Consider the following 15273-nt stretch of genomic DNA (forward strand, 5'->3'; position numbering starts at 1 on the left):
GGTACAGAGGAGACAGAGGCCGCAGGAGACCACAGCATGGACCGACAGCAGAACCCGGGGCGTCGTTCCCTGGCGCAGCGCAGACGGCAGCGGGCCGTGGCCGGCCCCGGAGACCCGTCGCACAAGGTCAAGGGAGCCCAGGTCAGCGGTGGCCATGTCGGCACGCTGACCAACAACTTCCACGCCGCGGCACAGCATCACCACTACTACGCGCCCGCCGGCTCCGCGCTGCCGCAGGCGGGCCGGGTGCCCGTGGACCGGCTGGAGCAGCTGCGGCGCGTGTACGTACCCGGTCCGCACCACGGGACGGCGCTCGAGCAACTGCTCGCGCAGCGTTACGTGGTGCTGCGCGGACAGCCCGGAACCGGCCGCTCCACCGCCGCTGCCAGGATGCTCGCCGAGGTGGCCGGCACCGATGTGTACCGGCTGGCCGAGACGACGGAACCGGAGAGGATCCCCGACCGGCAATCCCGGACGGGCGGCTTCATCCTGCCCGTCGCGTCACAAGGCCGCGTGCTGACCCGTGGCGCTCTGGAGACGACGGCGTCCCGGCTGCTCGAGAACGAGCAGTACCTCGTCCTCGTCGTCGACCACAACGTCCGGCTCGGCGGCGTGGAGCCGGTGGACTGGGAGCCGGCTCCGCCGCGCGACGTGCTCGCCCGGCACCTCGAGTCGCTGCTCGGCGACGACGACTACCGCGCCTTCGGCACGGAGCTGATGGATCTGGAGGCGACCCACCGCTTCCTGGCCTCGCCCCCGGTGCCACGCGAATGCCCCGCGTACGCCCGGCTCCTGGCCGACTACCGGCGTGGCGCGGTGTCGGAGGCGGAGCTGGAGCACTTCGACACCGAGGCCGACCGGCGCCGGGTCGCGTCCGCCCTGGGCGATCCGGATGTCGCGTTGTGGGACAAGGCGTTCCTGATCGCCCTCGCGGTCCTGGGCCCCGCGCCGTATCCGCTGCTGATCCAGTGCGGTGACCGGCTCGCGGAAGGGTTGTACGCCGTCGAGCGACCCGGCGCGCCTGTCGGGCACCCGGTGTTCGACCCCGACCGGATGAGCAGGCTGCTGGGGCTGGCGCATGCCTTCCTGGCGGAGCCCGCCGGGACACGGTTCGACGGCGCCGAGCGGCCGGTGGTCCGCATGCACGACGAGGACGACCGCCTGCACGTGCTGGGGCAGGTCTGGTGGCAGCATCCCGAGACCCGTGGTCCGTTGACCGAGTGGCTGGATTCGCTGGCGCACGACGACGAGGACAGCCCGGTCCCGCCGAGTCTGGTCCTGCCGGCGGGGGACGCCCTGGCGGAGGGGGCGATGCTGCTCGGCCTGGTGGACTTCCCCGGCGTCCCGGACGACCTGCTGGCCGTGTGGGCGATGTCCCCGAACGAGTCGGCCCGCCGCATCGCCGCCACGGCGATGAGCCACCTGGCGGAGTACGGCGCGTCGGCCGACGACGTGCACGAGGTGCTCGCCGACTGGAGCGACGGCCCGGAGCCGGAGCTGTGCTGGACGGCGGTCCACGCCTACAGCACCCGCACCGACACGCTCGGCGCCCGCGCGCCCGTCGAGGCGCTGACCGTCATCGAGAACGCGCTGCGAGCCATGCCGGACCCCACGGCCGGAGCCGAGGACGAGGACGAGGACCAGGACGAGGGCGAGGGCGAGGACGAGGGCGAGGACGACGGGCTGGACCTGCTCGGCGAGTGCGGCGACGCGTTGTGGTGGATCGCCGAGGTCGGTGACGCGACCGCCGTCCGGACGGTGACCCAGCACCTGCACTCCTGGGTGTTCGGCACCGGCGAAGCCGACGAGGAGAGCGAGGAAGGTGGGGAAGACGAGGCACGGTGGCAACGCCTGGGCCTCACGCTGTTCCTGCGTGCCAACCACGCCGCCGACACCGATGCCGACACCGACACCGACAAGGACACGCTGCTGGGCGTCTCCCTCCTCGCCCTCCTGGCCGACGACCGGCCCGGTGTACCGCGACGGACCCGCGACCAGGTCCGCGATCTGTGGGCCGAAGCGCTGAACGCCCCGGACAGTGCCGACGACGTCCGGGAGTTGCTGCACACCTGGCTGGCAAGCGCCAGGACACACGAGCCCTCACGCCGCTACCTGGCGGAGCGGCTGTTGCCCGAGCTCACGGTCGATCACGACGACAGCGAAAGGCTGCGTCTCCTCGTACAGGAGACCGCCGCCGCCTCGGGCCGGCCCGACGACGCCCGTCTCCTCACCCCCTAGGCAGCCCCCATGACAGCAGTCCGCCCCCCGGCGGCCCCGCCCTCCCCGCCGACCGACATCACCACCGACCTCGCACTCCGGCTCCTGGCGGAGACCCGGAAGGAGATCGGCCAGGCCGATACCAAGGCGGCCGCCCTCCTCACCGTGGCGGCCGCGTCCGCCGGCATCACCGTCACCGTGCTCGTCGGCCGCCCCTGGCACCCCGTCGCCCTGTCCGCCCCCGCCCAAGCACTGTGGTGGACCGGGTGCGCGGCCTGGGCCGCCGCCCTGCTCCTCCTGCTCGCCGCCATCATCCCCCGCCGTCTGCGCAGCCCGTGGCGGCAAGGACACCCGCTCGCCTACTTCGCCGACATCCGCCGGGCACCCGACGCCCGCGCGCTGCGCCAGGCACTCGCCGACACCGCCCGGGATCCCCTCACCCCCCTGATCGACGAACTCGGCGCCGTCGCCCGCATCGCCACCGTCAAGCACCGCTGCGTCCACGCGGGCGCGTTGTGCCACATCACCGCGATCCTGCTCATTCCCATGGCCGCCCTGATGGCGGGGTGAACCACCGGATCCGGGGCAGGAGTCGCGCGGCGGTTGAACGCCGAGGGCCGCCGGTCCGTATGAGGTGTCGACCCAGCTGAACCCCACCGGATACAGCAAAGGATCGATCATGACCCGTTCCACAGCCTCCCCGTCGGCCTCCTCTTCGGCCCCCTCCTCCGCCCCCTCCTCGGCCTCTCCGTCCGGCACGACCCGCCGCACCGTCGTCGCGACGGCCGGGGTCGCCGGACTCGCCGCGCTGCTCGCCGCGTGCGGCGGATCCGGTGATTCCAACTCCGGTTCTGGCTCCGGCTCCGGCTCCGGCGAGAAGCCGGAGGGCTCCGCGGGGAAGGAGCCGGCCGGCAAGGACGCCCGGACGGGGGCCGGGGCGGCCCTGGCCAGGACGTCGGACATCCCGGAGGGCGGCGGCAAGGTCTTCGCGGAGCAGAAGGTGGTGGTCACCCAGCCGTCGAAGGGTGAGTTCAAGGCGTTCTCGGCGGTGTGCACGCACCAGGGCTGCCTGGTGAAGGAGGTGTCGGACGGGACCATCAACTGTCTGTGCCACAAGAGCCGGTTCTCCGTGGCCGACGGCAGCGTACGTGGCGGCCCGGCCCAGAAGCCGCTCGCGGCGCGGCAGGTGTCGGTGAACGGGGACTCGCTCACCCTGGGCTGATCCCGGGCGCCAGGTCCGCCGCGCCCTGCCTGCCTGCCCGGCCGACCGTGCCGGGCCCTCAGCCCTCCCGCCGCGGCCGCCTCCGCCCGCGCCAGGCGCGCAGCAGGGAGTCGGTCGTGGTGAGGGTGGCCACGAGGGAGAGGGTGTGGCGGACCATGGCCGCCGTGTAGTCGGCGGGCACTCCGGCGATGGCGTCGGAGGGGACGACGGCCGTGTAGCCGAGGTTGACGGCGTCGAAGACCGTGTTCGGGATCGCCACGTTGGCCGAGACGCCGGTGACGACCAGGGTGCGGCAACCGAGGTTGCGCAGCAGGGCGTCCACCCCGGTGCCGGCCAGCGGTGAGAGGCCGTGCAGCCGCCGTACGACCAGGTCGCCGTCCCCGACCGGGATGGGGTCGGCGACCCGCACGGCCAGGGTGCCGGTCAGCTGCTGGACGGGCAGGCGTTCGGCGGCGCGGAAGAGGTGGGCGTTGCGGCCCGCGCCGCGGCCGTCGGGGCGGCGCTCGGCGATGGCGTGCATGACCTGGACGCCGGCTTGGTGGGCCCCGGCGACGAGCCGTGCGACGTTGACGAGGGCGCCGGAGGCGCGGGCGACGGCGGCGAGCTCGGGCAGGGCGCTGTCGGGGCCGACGACGCCGCGCTGGCACTCGACGGTCAGCAGCACGGTGGTCGCCGGGTCGAACTCCTCGGCCGGCTGGTCCTGCGGCGCCATGGTGGGCGTGAGGCTAGCTGGCATTGCGCGGCGGGGGAAGAGGGCCCATGCTTTCTGACGCCTAGTCAGCTACATCGGTCGGCTACAGCGGGAGGGGTGCGCCATGACCGGCACGCAGCGGCGGGGTCGCCGCATCATGATGACGCCGCGGGAACTGGACGCCTTCCTCGCCGGGCAGCGCGTCTGCCGGGTGGCGACGACCGGCCCCGGCGGGCGCCCGCACGCCGGCCCGTTGTGGTTCGTGTGGGACGGAACGGCACTGTGGATGTACTCCCTCGTCCGCAGCCGGCGGTGGAGCGACCTGCGGCGCGACCCGCGTGCGGCGGTCGTGATCGACGACGGTCACGTGTACGGGGAGTTGCGCGGGGCCGAGCTGTCGGGCCCGGCCGTGCCGGTCGGCGAGGCGCCGCGCGTGGGTGGGGCGTGCCCGGAGCTCGAGGCGGTGGAGCGGCTGTTCGCCGCCAAGTACTTCGCCCTGGAGAGCATGCCGCACGACGGCCGGCACGCCTGGCTGCGGCTGGAGCCGGAGCGAGTGGTCTCGTGGGACTTCCGGAAGACGGCCGCGGGCTTCCCGGGAGCGGGCGGCCGGGGCACGGACCAGGGCGCCGGCTAGACCGCCCGTTCCGTACCGGCGACGGCCGCACCCGCGACCGCCGCGCCGGCCGCGCGCAGCGCGTCGACCGCGGCGCGGATCGAGGGCCTGCGGCCCGCGTCCGTGCGCCAGATCGCGTATACGTGGCGGCACATGGTGTGCCGTACGGGCACGACGCGCACCCCTTCCGGCACCGGGCCCCGCCCCAGCCGTGGCGCGACGGCGATGCCCAGTCCGGCGGCGACCAGCGCCAGCTGGGTGTGGTGCTCCTCGGCCATGTGCGAGATGCGGGGCTCGACGCCCTTGCCGCGCAGCGTGAGCATCAGCCAGTCGTGGCAGAACTCGCCCTTGGGCCAGGAGATCCACTCGTCGTCCGCGAAGTCCTCCAGCGCCACATGCTCCCGGTCCGCGAGGGGGTGGCCGGCGGGGACGGCGACGTCGACGGGGTCGTCCAGCAGGGGCGCCTTGGACAGCTCGTCCGGGACGGGCAGCGGCTTGTTGTACCAGTCGAGGACGACGGCGAGGTCGATGTCGCCGCGCACCACGCGGGGCACGGCCTCGTCCTGCTCCATCTCCTCCAACCGGGCGCGCAGTTGCGGGTGGGCGTCGCGCAGCGTGGCGAGGGCGGCGGGGAACAGGCCGCGGGCGGCGGTGGGGAAGGCGCCGACCAGGAGCTCGCCGACGGCCCGGCCCTGCTGGGCCTCGAGGTCGGCCTGGGCCAGCTCCACCTGGGAGAGGATGCGCGAGGCGTGCTCGGCGAGCAGCCGTCCGGCGTCCGTGAGGCGCACTCCGCGGCCGTTCTTGGCGAGCAGCTGCTGGCCGGTCTCCCTCTCCAGCTTGGCCAGTTGCTGGGAGACGGCCGAGGTCGTCACGTGCAGCCCGCCGGCCGCGGCGCTGACCGAGCCGTGGCGGGCGACGGCGTTGAGGGTGCGCAGGCGCTCCAGGTTCAACATGTAAGCGATGCTACGGGATGGTGCGTAATTTTATTTGCTTGTTCTAATGCGTATGCACGCGCATCGTAGTCATCATGCGCACCCCTGCCACCTCCCGTCCCAACTCCCCCGGATCCGCCGTCGACTGGCGGATCCGTTTCGGTGTCCTCTCCCTCATCTGGGGCTTCAGCTTCCTGTTCATCAAGGTCGGCAACGACGGCTACGCACCGCCGTACGTCTCCTTCGGCCGGATGTTCTTCGGTGCGGCCGTCCTGCTGGTGATGCTGCTGGTCACCCGGCAGCGGCTGCCGCGCGGGGGCCGCACGTGGGCACACCTGGCCGTCGCGGCCTTCCTGTGCAACGCGCTGCCGTTCACGCTCTTCGCCTATGCCGAGCTGACCATCTCCAGCACGCTGGCCGGCATCTGCAATGCCACCACTCCGCTGTGGGGCATGGTGCTCTCCCTGGTGGCGCTCTCCGAGGACCGGCCGACGCGGCGCCGCTTCGCCGGACTGGGGCTGGGCTTCATCGGTGTCCTCATTGTGCTCGGCGCCTGGCAGGGGTTCTCCGGGCAGGACCCCGAGGGCACTCTGATGGCGCTGATCGCCTCGGCCAGCTACGCCGTCGGCTGGATCTACGTCCGGCGCACGCTGTCGGACACCGAGGACTCGCACCTGGCGAAGTCCGGCACCCAGCTGCTGCTGGGCACCGCCCAGCTCGCCGTGGCCGCACCGCTGTTCAGCCCGCTGCCGACCTCCTTCCCCGTCGTGCCGCTGCTGGCCGTCCTGGCGCTGGGTGCCCTGGGCACGGGCCTCGCCTTCCTGATGCAGTACGCGCTGGTGGCCGAGGTCGGGCCGACGACGGCCACCATGACGACGTACTTCATCCCGGTCATCGCGGCCACGGCGGGCGTCAGCCTCCTGGGCGAGGACCTCACCTGGAACACCCCGGTAGGGGCGGTGATCGTCCTGGCCGGCGCCGCGCTCACCCAGAGCCGGGGCGGCGGCCCGAAGGCCTCGCGTACCGCAGCCGGGTCGAAGCCGGCCACCGCCGAGGGCGTGCGGCCCGGCAACCCCAGGCCGGACACCACCCGGCCCGACACCACCAGGCCGGGCAGCCCCCGGGCCGGGGCCACTCAGTCGTAACGCCCCGAGGGCACCGGGACGGTCGCGGACGCCAGCGCGTCCGCGACCGTCCCTATCTCGTCCATGGACAGTGACGAGACGGTCAGCCGCACCCCCGGCGGCGAGGCGAGCCGGAAGCGCGCCCCCGGCGCCACGGCCCAGCCCGCCCGCAACAGCCGTGCCACCGCCCCCGTCTCGTCCGGCACCGGCAGCCACACATTCATCCCGCTGCGGCCGTGCGCGGCGATCCCCCGCTCCCGCAGCGCCCCCACCAGGGCGTCCCGGCGCCGCGAGTACGAGGCCGCCACCGCCACCGGGTCGACGGCCCCGCTCCGCCACAGGTGCAGCACGGCGTCCTGCAGCACATGGCTCACCCATCCCTGCCCCAGGCGCTGCCGCCCCAGTACCCGGTCCACGGTCACCGCGTCGCCCGTGAGCACCGCGAGGCGCAGGTCGGGCCCGTAGGCCTTGGCGACGGAACGCACCAGCGCCCAGTGCGTGGTGACCCCGGCCAGGGGGCGCAGGGGCAGGTCGACGATGCCGTGACCGTGGTCGTCCTCGACGAGCAGGACCTGGGGGTGGCCGGCGAGCACGGCGCGCAGCTCACGCGCGCGCGCCTCGCCGATGGCGGCTCCCGTGGGGTTCTGCGCCCGGTCGGTGACGACCAGCGCCCGCGCGCCCTCGCGCAGCGCCCGGTCGGCGTCCTCCGGCAGGGGGCCGTCGTCGTCGACGGCGACGGGCACGGCCCGCAGCCCGAGCGCGGGGATCAGATCCAGCAGACTGCCCCAGCCCGGATCCTCGACGGCCACGGCGTCCCCGGGACGCAGATGCGCGCTCAGCACCCGCTCGATGCCGTCCAGCGCGCCGGAGGTGAGCGCGATGGGCCCGTCGGGTACACCCTCCTCCGTGAAGGCGGCACGGGCCAGCCGCTCCAGCTCGGTGTCCACAGCCGGGGCCCCGTACAGCACGGGCCCACGCCGGGCCTTGCGGGCGGCAGCGGCGAGCGCCTCGTCCAGCGGGGGCAGCAGCGCCGGATCGGGATTGCCGCTCGCGACGTCCCGGCCCCCTTCGGGCGCCTCGACGCGCAGCAGTTCGCGGGGCGTGCTGGCCGGGCGCTGCCGCACCCGGCTCCCCCGCCGTCCCGCCGTCTCGATCACTCCGCGGTCGCGCAGGGTGCGGTAGGCGGCCGCGACGGTGTTGGGATTGACGCCCAGCTCGACCGCCAACTCGCGCAGGGGCGGCAGCAGTTCACCGGGGGCCAGCATGCCCTCGCCGACCGCTCGTTCCACGCTCGCGGAAATCTCCGCTGCGCGACGACCCTCGATCCGATACTCTCCTAGCACAAACAACACTATGCACTAGTGCAATGGAGAACGCAATGGCTTCTTCCACGGCCGTCGAGCAGCCTTCCGTGGCCGGGCAGTACGCCCCCACCGAGCGCACCGTCCCCACCCGCGCCCGCGAACGCGCCTCCTACGACCGCGAGAGCGTCCACGCGATACTCGACGCGGGGTATGTCTGCCACCTCGGATTCGTCCGCGACGGCGCCCCCGTCGTCCTGCCCACGCTCTACGGGCGGATCGGCGAGCGCCTGTACGTGCACGGCTCGACCGGCTCGCGCCCGCTGCGCGCCGCGGGCGAGGCGGGGGACGCGGGGATCGCCGTGTGCGTCACGGTCACCCACGTCGACGGCCTGGTCCTGGCCCGTTCCGCGTTCCACCACTCCCTCAACTACCGCTCCGTGGTGGTGCACGGCACCGCCCGCCGGGTCACCGACAAGGCCGAGCTGACCGCCGCCCTCGACGCGCTGGTGGACCAGGTCGTGCCCGGCCGCGCGGCCGACTCCCGCCCCGCGTCGGCGAAGGAGCTGGCCGCGACGGCCGTGCTGTGCCTCGACCTCGACGAGGTCTCGGCCAAGACCCGCGTGGGCGGCCCCAGCGACGACGCCGAGGACCTGGCCCTGCCCTACTGGAGCGGTGTCGTCCCCGTGACCACCACCTACGGCGCCCCGGTCCCGGCGGACGACCTCGCCCCGGGCATCCCCGTGCCGGCCTACCTCACCGGCCTCGCCGGCAGCTGAGCGGCACCGGCCCCGTCCGGGGATCCGGCGGGACCCACCGGCGCCGTCGCGGGGGCCGGCGTACCCCGGGCCTCCGTGACGGCCAGTACGGCGACCGCCGCCAGCAGGACGGCCGTACCCAGCACGGTCGTCGCGGTCAGCCGCTCACCGAGCAGCACGACCGCGACGACCGCCGCCGTCACCGGCTCCAGCAGGGTGATCACCGTGACCGTGGTGCCCCGCACCACGGTCAGGCCCGCGAAGAACAGGCCGTAGGACAGTGCCGTCGGCACCACCACCAGATACGCCAGCAGCCCCAGGGTGGCGGGGAGTTCGTCCGTCCGCGGCCACAGGCCCTCGGCGGCCGCCAGGGGCAGTAGCGCTGCCGTCCCCACGGCGAAGGACGTCAGCGTCGTGCTGAACGCGTCCCTGTCGCGACCCTCGCGGCCCAGGAACCGTCCGTACACGGTGAGCACGGCGTAGCCGGCCGCCGACAGCAGCCCCATGGCCACACCCATCGGACGCACCGTGCCCGAACCGGCACCGCCCAGCATGAGCACCGCGAGCCCGGCGAGCGCCCCGGTCACGGCCACCACGCCGCCCGTGCCCAGGCGTTCGCCCAGCAGCAGCCGGCCGGCCAGCGCCACCAGCACGGGCGCGGCGCCCTGGGTGACGACGGTGCCGACGGCCGTTCCCGTCCCGTCGACCGCGCCGAAGTAGGCGGCCTGGAAGACGGTCAGACCGAGCCCGGTGACCAGCACCCGGCCCGCCCGGCGCCGCACCGGCTCGCAGGGCCGCGTCCGGGCCGGACGACGCGGCAGTACGGCCCGTACCGCCAGCAGCAGGACGAGGCCGCCGGCCATGCGCCAGAAGGTGAGTGCGAGGGGGCCCAGTCCGCTGGTGCCGAAGGCGAGCGCGGCGGTGGCACCGGCCGTGCCCCAGGCGACGGCCGCGACGGTGACGCAGACCAGGCCGCGTCCGACGGAAAGACGCGAGGCGGCACCGGACCGCAGCGGCGAAGCCGGCGCGGCAACGGTGGCGGAACCCCTGGAGCCGGCGGTGTGGCCGCCCGAGTCAGGGCAGGCCGAAAGAGCGGAGTCGTGCATGAACTGTTCTCCCGCGGAAGACGTGAATGATCGTGTGATCCGTCTGCGGGCAGCGGCGATCAGCCGGGGAGGTCCTCTCGGATGTCCTCCGCGGCCCGGTCCTCCGGGTGGCGGCCGCCCGCGCTAGGCGGCGGGAGGCGGCAGAACAGTCATCGGCATGATCGGCAGACTAGGCCGGACGGGTGTCGGCGGACAACTCCCTTTCGCCTACCTCGTCGCGCCCCGTCCCGTCTCCCCCGGCCACCGGCTGCGACGAGCCCGCCTTGGGCGTCGAGGTCTGCGCGACGAGGGCACCGATCAGCACCATCGTCCCGCCCGCGATCTGCGGCCCCGACAGGTGCTCGCCCAGCAGCACCCAGGCCAGCACAGTGGCGACGACGGCCTCCAGGCAGGCGACGACACCGGCCACCTGAGGCGAGAGACGGCGCACGGCCAGCACGCCGGTGAGGTAGGCGGCCACCGTCGCGACGAGCACGACCCAGCCGAGCAGCACGACGGCGGGCACCTCGACGCCGTTCAGGCCGGCGCCGCCCGCGAGCACCGCCCAGTCCATGCCCCACGGGCGCGCCAGGACGGTCAGGAGCAGGGCGCCCACGAGGAGGCCGTAGGCGATGACGCCGATCGGGTCGGCGGGGTCCTCGCCGTCGCTGCCGTGGTCGGCCAGCAGGAAGTAGCCGACCTGGCAGCAGGCCGCGCCCAGGGCGAGCAGCAGGCCCAGGGCGTCGAAGCCGAGCCCGGCCCACACCTCCACCACGCAGGCCAGGCCGGCCACGGCGAGGGCCACGCCCACGGCGGCGGCCCGGCTCACCGGCCGCCGCTGGACGAAGCGCACCCAGCCGAGCAGCAGCGCGGGGCCGAGGTACTCGACGAGCAGGGCGACGCCCACGGGGATCCGGGATATCGCGGCGAAGTAGCAGGCCTGCACGCCCGCGACGGCCAGCAGGCCGAACCCGGCGAGCAGCGCCGGCTTGCGCGTCACGAGCGCGCGGTGGCGCCAGGCGACGGGCAGCAGCACCAGGGCCGCGCCGGCCACCCTCAGCCACACCACATGGAGGGGATCCAGCCCCGCTTCGATCAGCGGCTTGGCCGCGACACCCGATCCACCGAACGCGAGCGCGGACGCCAGGGCGAGGCCCAGACCCACGCTTTTTCCTCGAGACGCTTGCATCGCCGCATCATGGCAGCAGCCGACAGGACCGTCATCCCCCGACGGGTCTGTACGTGATCAACGGCACTGCGAACGGGCGCCCGCCGCCGGTGCGGTGGCGAGCAGTGCGGTGTCGACGCGGGCCCGGCGCAGCACGTCGACGGCCCGGCAGCGGGGGTCGCGCACCAGCGCGGCGAGCAGGTCCAGGCCCTCGACGCGGGCGGCGTCGCGCTCGCGGGCACGCGCGCGTGCCTCGCGCATCGCCCCGGCGGCGGCGGGCGACCAGCCGGGCACCGCTCCGCCGGCCAGGGCGGGCAGGGCGCCGGAGTCCTCGACGGTGCCGCTCCAGCGCAGCCCGTAGCCGATGGTGCGCTGGACGAGGTAGCCGAGCAGCCGGGCGACCTGGGTGGGGCCGCCGGGGAAGGCGCGGCGGGTCTCGGGGTCGGCCTCGAGCAGGGTGTGCAGCAGGTGGGCGGTGTCGACCTGGCGTTCACCGTCGCGTGCGGCGCGTCTGCGGGCGCCCGAGAGCGCCGAGGCCAGTTCCGTGCTCAGCGGGATCTCGTTCACGGCCTCGGACCATCCGGTGTCAGCTGGTGTACGGCTTTGCACCCTCCCACCCCATCAGTCCCATGTGATGAGAGCATCCCCGGAGGGTTGCATTCGCGCATCCGACAGGGGTTGGGCAATCGGTCCTTCGCGTCATCCCTGAGGAGGAGGGCGGCCGGATTCCGTCTCAGGGGCGCGCGCTCGCGCCCGTGCGCCCTAGGTGACCTCCAGTACGACCGCCCGCGCTCCGGCGCCTCCGCCCACGCCGGCTGCTCCGGCACTGAACGTGTACGCCCCGCGCTCGACGCGCGGCATACCCGTCCCATCGATGTCGCCCGGTGTCACCGCGAGCACCCCGGCCGGGACGGTGAGCCGCACCGTCCGCGACTCTCCCGCCCTCAGGCGCACCTTGGTGAAGGCCACCAGTCTGCGCGGCGGGGCCAGGACCTCGCTCACCGGCCGGGACACGTACACCGGCACCACCAGTTCACCGTCGCGCCGCCCGGTGTTGCTCACCCCGACGGTCACCGGCACGTCCTGCCCCGCCCGCACGGAGGCGGCGCCGAGGGCGATCGCGTCGACGCGGTAGGTGGTGTAGGACAGGCCGTCGCCGAAGTCGTGGAGGACGTCGTGCGCGGATTCCGCTCCCGCGTTGGTGCCCGGCAACTGCTGGTAGTACAGCGGTTCGTTGCCGGTCCGGCGGGGCCAGGACGCCGGAAGCCGCCCTCCGGGGTTCACCCTGCCGAACAGCACGTCGGCGACGGCGTGACCGCCCTCGGTGCCGGGCAGCCAGGACATCAGCAGCCCTTGGGTGCCCTCCGCGTCGCCCAGCACGAGGGGCCGTCCGGCGATGACCACGACCACCACCGGCCGACCACCAGCCTTCAGGGCCTTCACCAGGTCCTGCTGGTCCCGCGAGAGCTCCGGCCGCGGACTGTCGGCCTCTCCCTCCGCGGCCGGCCGTTCGCCGACGACCACCACGGTCACATCGGCGGTACGGGCCTCGCGCACGGCGTCGGCGGCGGTGCGGGCCCGCACGATCCGGGTGCCCGCGGGCGCGGCGGCCACGGCCCCGGCGAGCACGGTCGTACCGGGCACCCGAACGCCGTCGGGAATCCGGTGCCAGCCGACGGTCCAGCCGCCGGTCTGCGCGGCGATGTCGTCCGCGTACGGCCCGGCGACGACCACCTTCTTCGCGGACGGCGCGATCGGCAGTACGCCCCCGTCGGCACGCAGCAGTACCTGCGAGGCGGCGGCCGCCCGGCGGGCCGTCTCCCGGCCGGCCCCCAGGACGGCGGCGTCCGCCCGGTCGGCGTCGGCGAAGGGCCGCTCGAACAGCCCGAGGTCGAACTTCAGGCGCAGCACGCGCCCGGCGGCCTCGTCGATCCGCTGCCGGGAGACCAGCCCGTCACGTACCGCTGTGCGCAGGCCCTCGGTGAACTCGCGGGCCTCGTAGGGCTCCATCGCCATGTCGACGCCCGCGTTGACCGCGAGGGCGATCGCGTGCGGGTAGTCCCGCGCCACCTTGTACTTCGTCCACAGCGCGCGGACGTCCTGCCAGTCGCTGACGGTGACCCCGGTGAACCCCCACCGCTTGCGCAGGACCTCCGTCAGGAGGAAGCGGGACGCGGTGGCGGGCACGCCGTTGACGGCACCGGAGTTGGCCATCACGGTCCTCGCCCCGGCCTCGACGGCCGTGCGGTAGGGGGCGAGCAGGGTGTCCTGGAGGTAGCGGGGAGAGACGTCGGCGGGCACCCGGTCGTGGCCGTTGGACGGTTCGGAGTAGCCACCGAGGTGCTTGACGGTGGCCGCCACCTTCTTGGCGCCGCGCGCGTCCTCGGTCCCGCGCACGGCCGCGGCGGCCAGGGCGCCGGCGAGCACCGGGTCCTCACCGAACGTCTCATAGTAGCGCCCCCAGCGCCGGTCACGGGCCAGGTCGGCGACGGGCGCGAAGTTCCAGTCGATGCCGGTGGCCGCCACCGCGCGGGCCGTGGCGACGGCACAGTCGCGCACGAGCGCCGGATCCCAGGCCGCGGCAAGACCGATCTGGTGGGGCAGGACGGTCGCGCCGAGGACGTTGTTGTGCCCGTGCACGGCGTCGACCCCGTACAGCACGGGGATGCGCAACCGGCTGTGGTCCAAGGCGTACTTCTGGACGGCGTTGACCATGCCGGCCCAGTCGCGGGGGGTGTTCACGGGTGGGCCCATGCCGCCGCCGGAGAGCACCGAGCCGACCGCGTGGTCGGCCAGCACGGTCCGCAGGCAGGCGTCGCGGAGCTCGCCGCCGCTCTCGCGGCAGTCGCCCTGGAGCCGGACCACGGCGATCTGAGCCATCTGCCCGGTCTTCTCCTCGAGCGTCATCCGGCCCAGCAGGTCGCGCACCCGCTCGTCCGTGCCGGCGCGGGCATCGCGGTAGCGCGGCTCGCCGCCGCCCCGCCCCGCCGGGAGCACGGCGAGGGACGCGCAGCAGACGGCAGCAGCCGCGAGCGCGCCGGCGGCGCGCCTCCAGCCGACCGCCCGCCTCCAGCGGGGACCAGCCACGCGCCTCCAGCGGAGACCGGCCGCAGGCCCCAGGCGGGGACCGGCGGCACTGCGCCAGCAGCGTCCATGGGCCATGACCGGGCTCCGTTTCCTCACTTCCGGAGTCTGCGGTTCCGGAGTCTGCCAGGCCCTGGCACCCCGTCAAGGAACGCGGCGGCACGACGCCCCGGCGTCCACGGGTCGGTCCAATTCCTGGCGATTGGCCATGGCCGGTGGACTGCGTGCGCCCCTACGCTCCCGCCATGAGGATCCGCATCGTCGACGCCTTCACCGACCGCCCCTTCGCCGGCAACCCCGCGGGGGTCCTGCTCTTCGACTCCGGCGACTTCCCCGACGACGACCGCCTGCAGCGGATCGCCGCCGAGGTCAACCTCTCGGAGACGGCCTTCGCCCACCCGCTCCCCGCGAGCCCCGGCGGCGCCGACTGGGCGCTGCGCTGGTTCACCCCCACCGCCGAGGTCGACATGTGCGGCCACGCCACGCTCGCCACGGCGCACGTCCTGCACACCACGGGCCTGGCCACCGGAACCGTGCGCTTCGCCGCCCGCTGCGGCATGCTGACGGCGACCGCCCATCAGGACGGTTCGATCACCCTGGACTTCCCCACCTCGGAGCTCACCCCCACCGCCGTCCCCGACGGCGTGGCCGCCGCCCTCGGCGCCACCCCGCTCGGCGTCCACGACACCAGCCCGCACGTCGGCGACCTGCTGGTCGAACTGGCCGACGAGAAGACCGTGCGGGCCCTGACCCCCGACATCCCGGCGCTGGCCCGGCACTCGCGCCGCGGCATCATCGCCACCGCGCCCGCCGAGGACCCGGCCCGCGGGTACGACTACGTCTCCCGCTGCTTCTTCCCCAACGTGGGCGTCGACGAGGACCCCGTCACCGGCAGCGCGCACACCGCGCTGGCCCCCTTCTGGTCCGCCCGCCTGGGCCGCGACGACCTCACCGGCCTGCAGGCCTCCGCCCGCACCGGCCTGGTCCGCACCGCGCTGCGCGGCGAGCGGACACTGCTGACGGGCTCGGCCGTGACCGTCATCGACGGCGAACTGCTCGCCTAGAGCCCCTACCGACC

Annotated in this window: 14 protein-coding genes; 7 read left to right on the forward strand and 7 right to left on the reverse strand. The window is 74.3% G+C overall.

The features are described 5' to 3' along the window. Positions 1-36 precede the first annotated feature (36 nt). From ACIG36_RS13770 to ACIG36_RS13780, 3 genes are all read left to right on the forward strand, one after another. Positions 37-2238, forward strand: coding sequence for a hypothetical protein (locus ACIG36_RS13770; protein WP_399926380.1), 2202 nt, complete (start codon positions 37-39; stop codon positions 2236-2238). A 9-nt stretch (positions 2239-2247) separates the two neighbouring features. Beyond that, positions 2248-2787, forward strand: a complete 540-nt coding sequence (locus ACIG36_RS13775; RefSeq protein WP_399926383.1) for a Pycsar system effector family protein — start codon at positions 2248-2250, stop codon at positions 2785-2787. A 109-nt stretch (positions 2788-2896) separates the two neighbouring features. Then, positions 2897-3439: a Rieske (2Fe-2S) protein gene (locus ACIG36_RS13780; RefSeq protein ID WP_399926386.1), complete on the forward strand. Its 543-nt coding sequence runs from the start codon at positions 2897-2899 to the stop codon at positions 3437-3439. Positions 3440-3497: 58 nt separating this feature from the next. Here the strand turns inward: ACIG36_RS13780 and ACIG36_RS13785 are convergent, their stop codons facing one another. Beyond that, positions 3498-4151 (reverse strand): cysteine hydrolase, encoded by a 654-nt coding sequence (locus tag ACIG36_RS13785; protein ID WP_399926388.1) that lies wholly within the window; start codon positions 4149-4151, stop codon positions 3498-3500. A gap of 103 nt (positions 4152-4254) precedes the next feature. Between ACIG36_RS13785 and ACIG36_RS13790 the strand changes: the two genes are divergently transcribed. Continuing rightward, on the forward strand, positions 4255-4764 hold the full coding sequence (locus ACIG36_RS13790; RefSeq protein WP_399926390.1) for a pyridoxamine 5'-phosphate oxidase family protein: 510 nt from the start codon (positions 4255-4257) through the stop codon (positions 4762-4764). Here the strand turns inward: ACIG36_RS13790 and ACIG36_RS13795 are convergent. After that, positions 4761-5696, reverse strand: coding sequence for a LysR family transcriptional regulator (locus tag ACIG36_RS13795; protein ID WP_399926392.1), 936 nt, complete (start codon positions 5694-5696; stop codon positions 4761-4763). The genes ACIG36_RS13790 and ACIG36_RS13795 overlap by 4 nt on opposite strands. A 74-nt stretch (positions 5697-5770) precedes the next feature. Here ACIG36_RS13795 and ACIG36_RS13800 point away from each other — a divergent pair, with 74 nt between their 5' ends. Next, on the forward strand, positions 5771-6820 hold the full coding sequence (locus ACIG36_RS13800; protein WP_399926394.1) for a DMT family transporter: 1050 nt from the start codon (positions 5771-5773) through the stop codon (positions 6818-6820). Here the strand turns inward: ACIG36_RS13800 and ACIG36_RS13805 are convergent. Next, positions 6811-8142: an aminotransferase class I/II-fold pyridoxal phosphate-dependent enzyme gene (locus ACIG36_RS13805; protein WP_399926396.1), complete on the reverse strand. Its 1332-nt coding sequence runs from the start codon at positions 8140-8142 to the stop codon at positions 6811-6813. The genes ACIG36_RS13800 and ACIG36_RS13805 overlap by 10 nt on opposite strands. Before the next feature lie 35 nt (positions 8143-8177). Between ACIG36_RS13805 and ACIG36_RS13810 the strand changes: the two genes are divergently transcribed. Continuing rightward, complete coding sequence (locus ACIG36_RS13810) at positions 8178-8879, forward strand: pyridoxamine 5'-phosphate oxidase family protein (RefSeq protein ID WP_399926398.1); 702 nt, start codon at positions 8178-8180, stop codon at positions 8877-8879. Here ACIG36_RS13810 and ACIG36_RS13815 read toward each other — a convergent pair. The 4 genes from ACIG36_RS13815 to ACIG36_RS13830 all read right to left on the reverse strand — a co-directional run bounded on the left by ACIG36_RS13815 (position 8852) and on the right by ACIG36_RS13830 (position 14198). Continuing rightward, entirely contained in the window at positions 8852-9871 is a 1020-nt protein-coding gene (locus ACIG36_RS13815) for a DMT family transporter (RefSeq protein ID WP_399926478.1), read from the reverse strand. The genes ACIG36_RS13810 and ACIG36_RS13815 overlap by 28 nt on opposite strands. Before the next feature lie 262 nt (positions 9872-10133). After that, the gene (locus ACIG36_RS13820) at positions 10134-11132 is read right to left on the reverse strand and encodes an EamA family transporter (RefSeq protein ID WP_399926400.1); all 999 of its coding nucleotides are present in this window, start codon (positions 11130-11132) and stop codon (positions 10134-10136) included. Between the two features lie 57 nt (positions 11133-11189). Then, entirely contained in the window at positions 11190-11669 is a 480-nt protein-coding gene (locus ACIG36_RS13825; RefSeq protein ID WP_399926480.1) for a peptidase, read from the reverse strand. A 204-nt stretch (positions 11670-11873) separates the two neighbouring features. Continuing rightward, positions 11874-14198, reverse strand: a complete 2325-nt coding sequence (locus ACIG36_RS13830; RefSeq protein ID WP_399926402.1) for a glycoside hydrolase family 3 N-terminal domain-containing protein — start codon at positions 14196-14198, stop codon at positions 11874-11876. 242 nt (positions 14199-14440) lie between these two features. Between ACIG36_RS13830 and ACIG36_RS13835 the strand changes: the two genes are divergently transcribed. Next, complete coding sequence (locus ACIG36_RS13835) at positions 14441-15259, forward strand: PhzF family phenazine biosynthesis protein (protein WP_399926405.1); 819 nt, start codon at positions 14441-14443, stop codon at positions 15257-15259. Positions 15260-15273: the final 14 nt, after the last annotated feature.

It is taken from the genome of Streptomyces sp. NPDC053048, from assembly GCF_044547045.1.
In the GTDB taxonomy this organism is placed as follows: Bacteria; Actinomycetota; Actinomycetes; order Streptomycetales; family Streptomycetaceae; genus Streptomyces.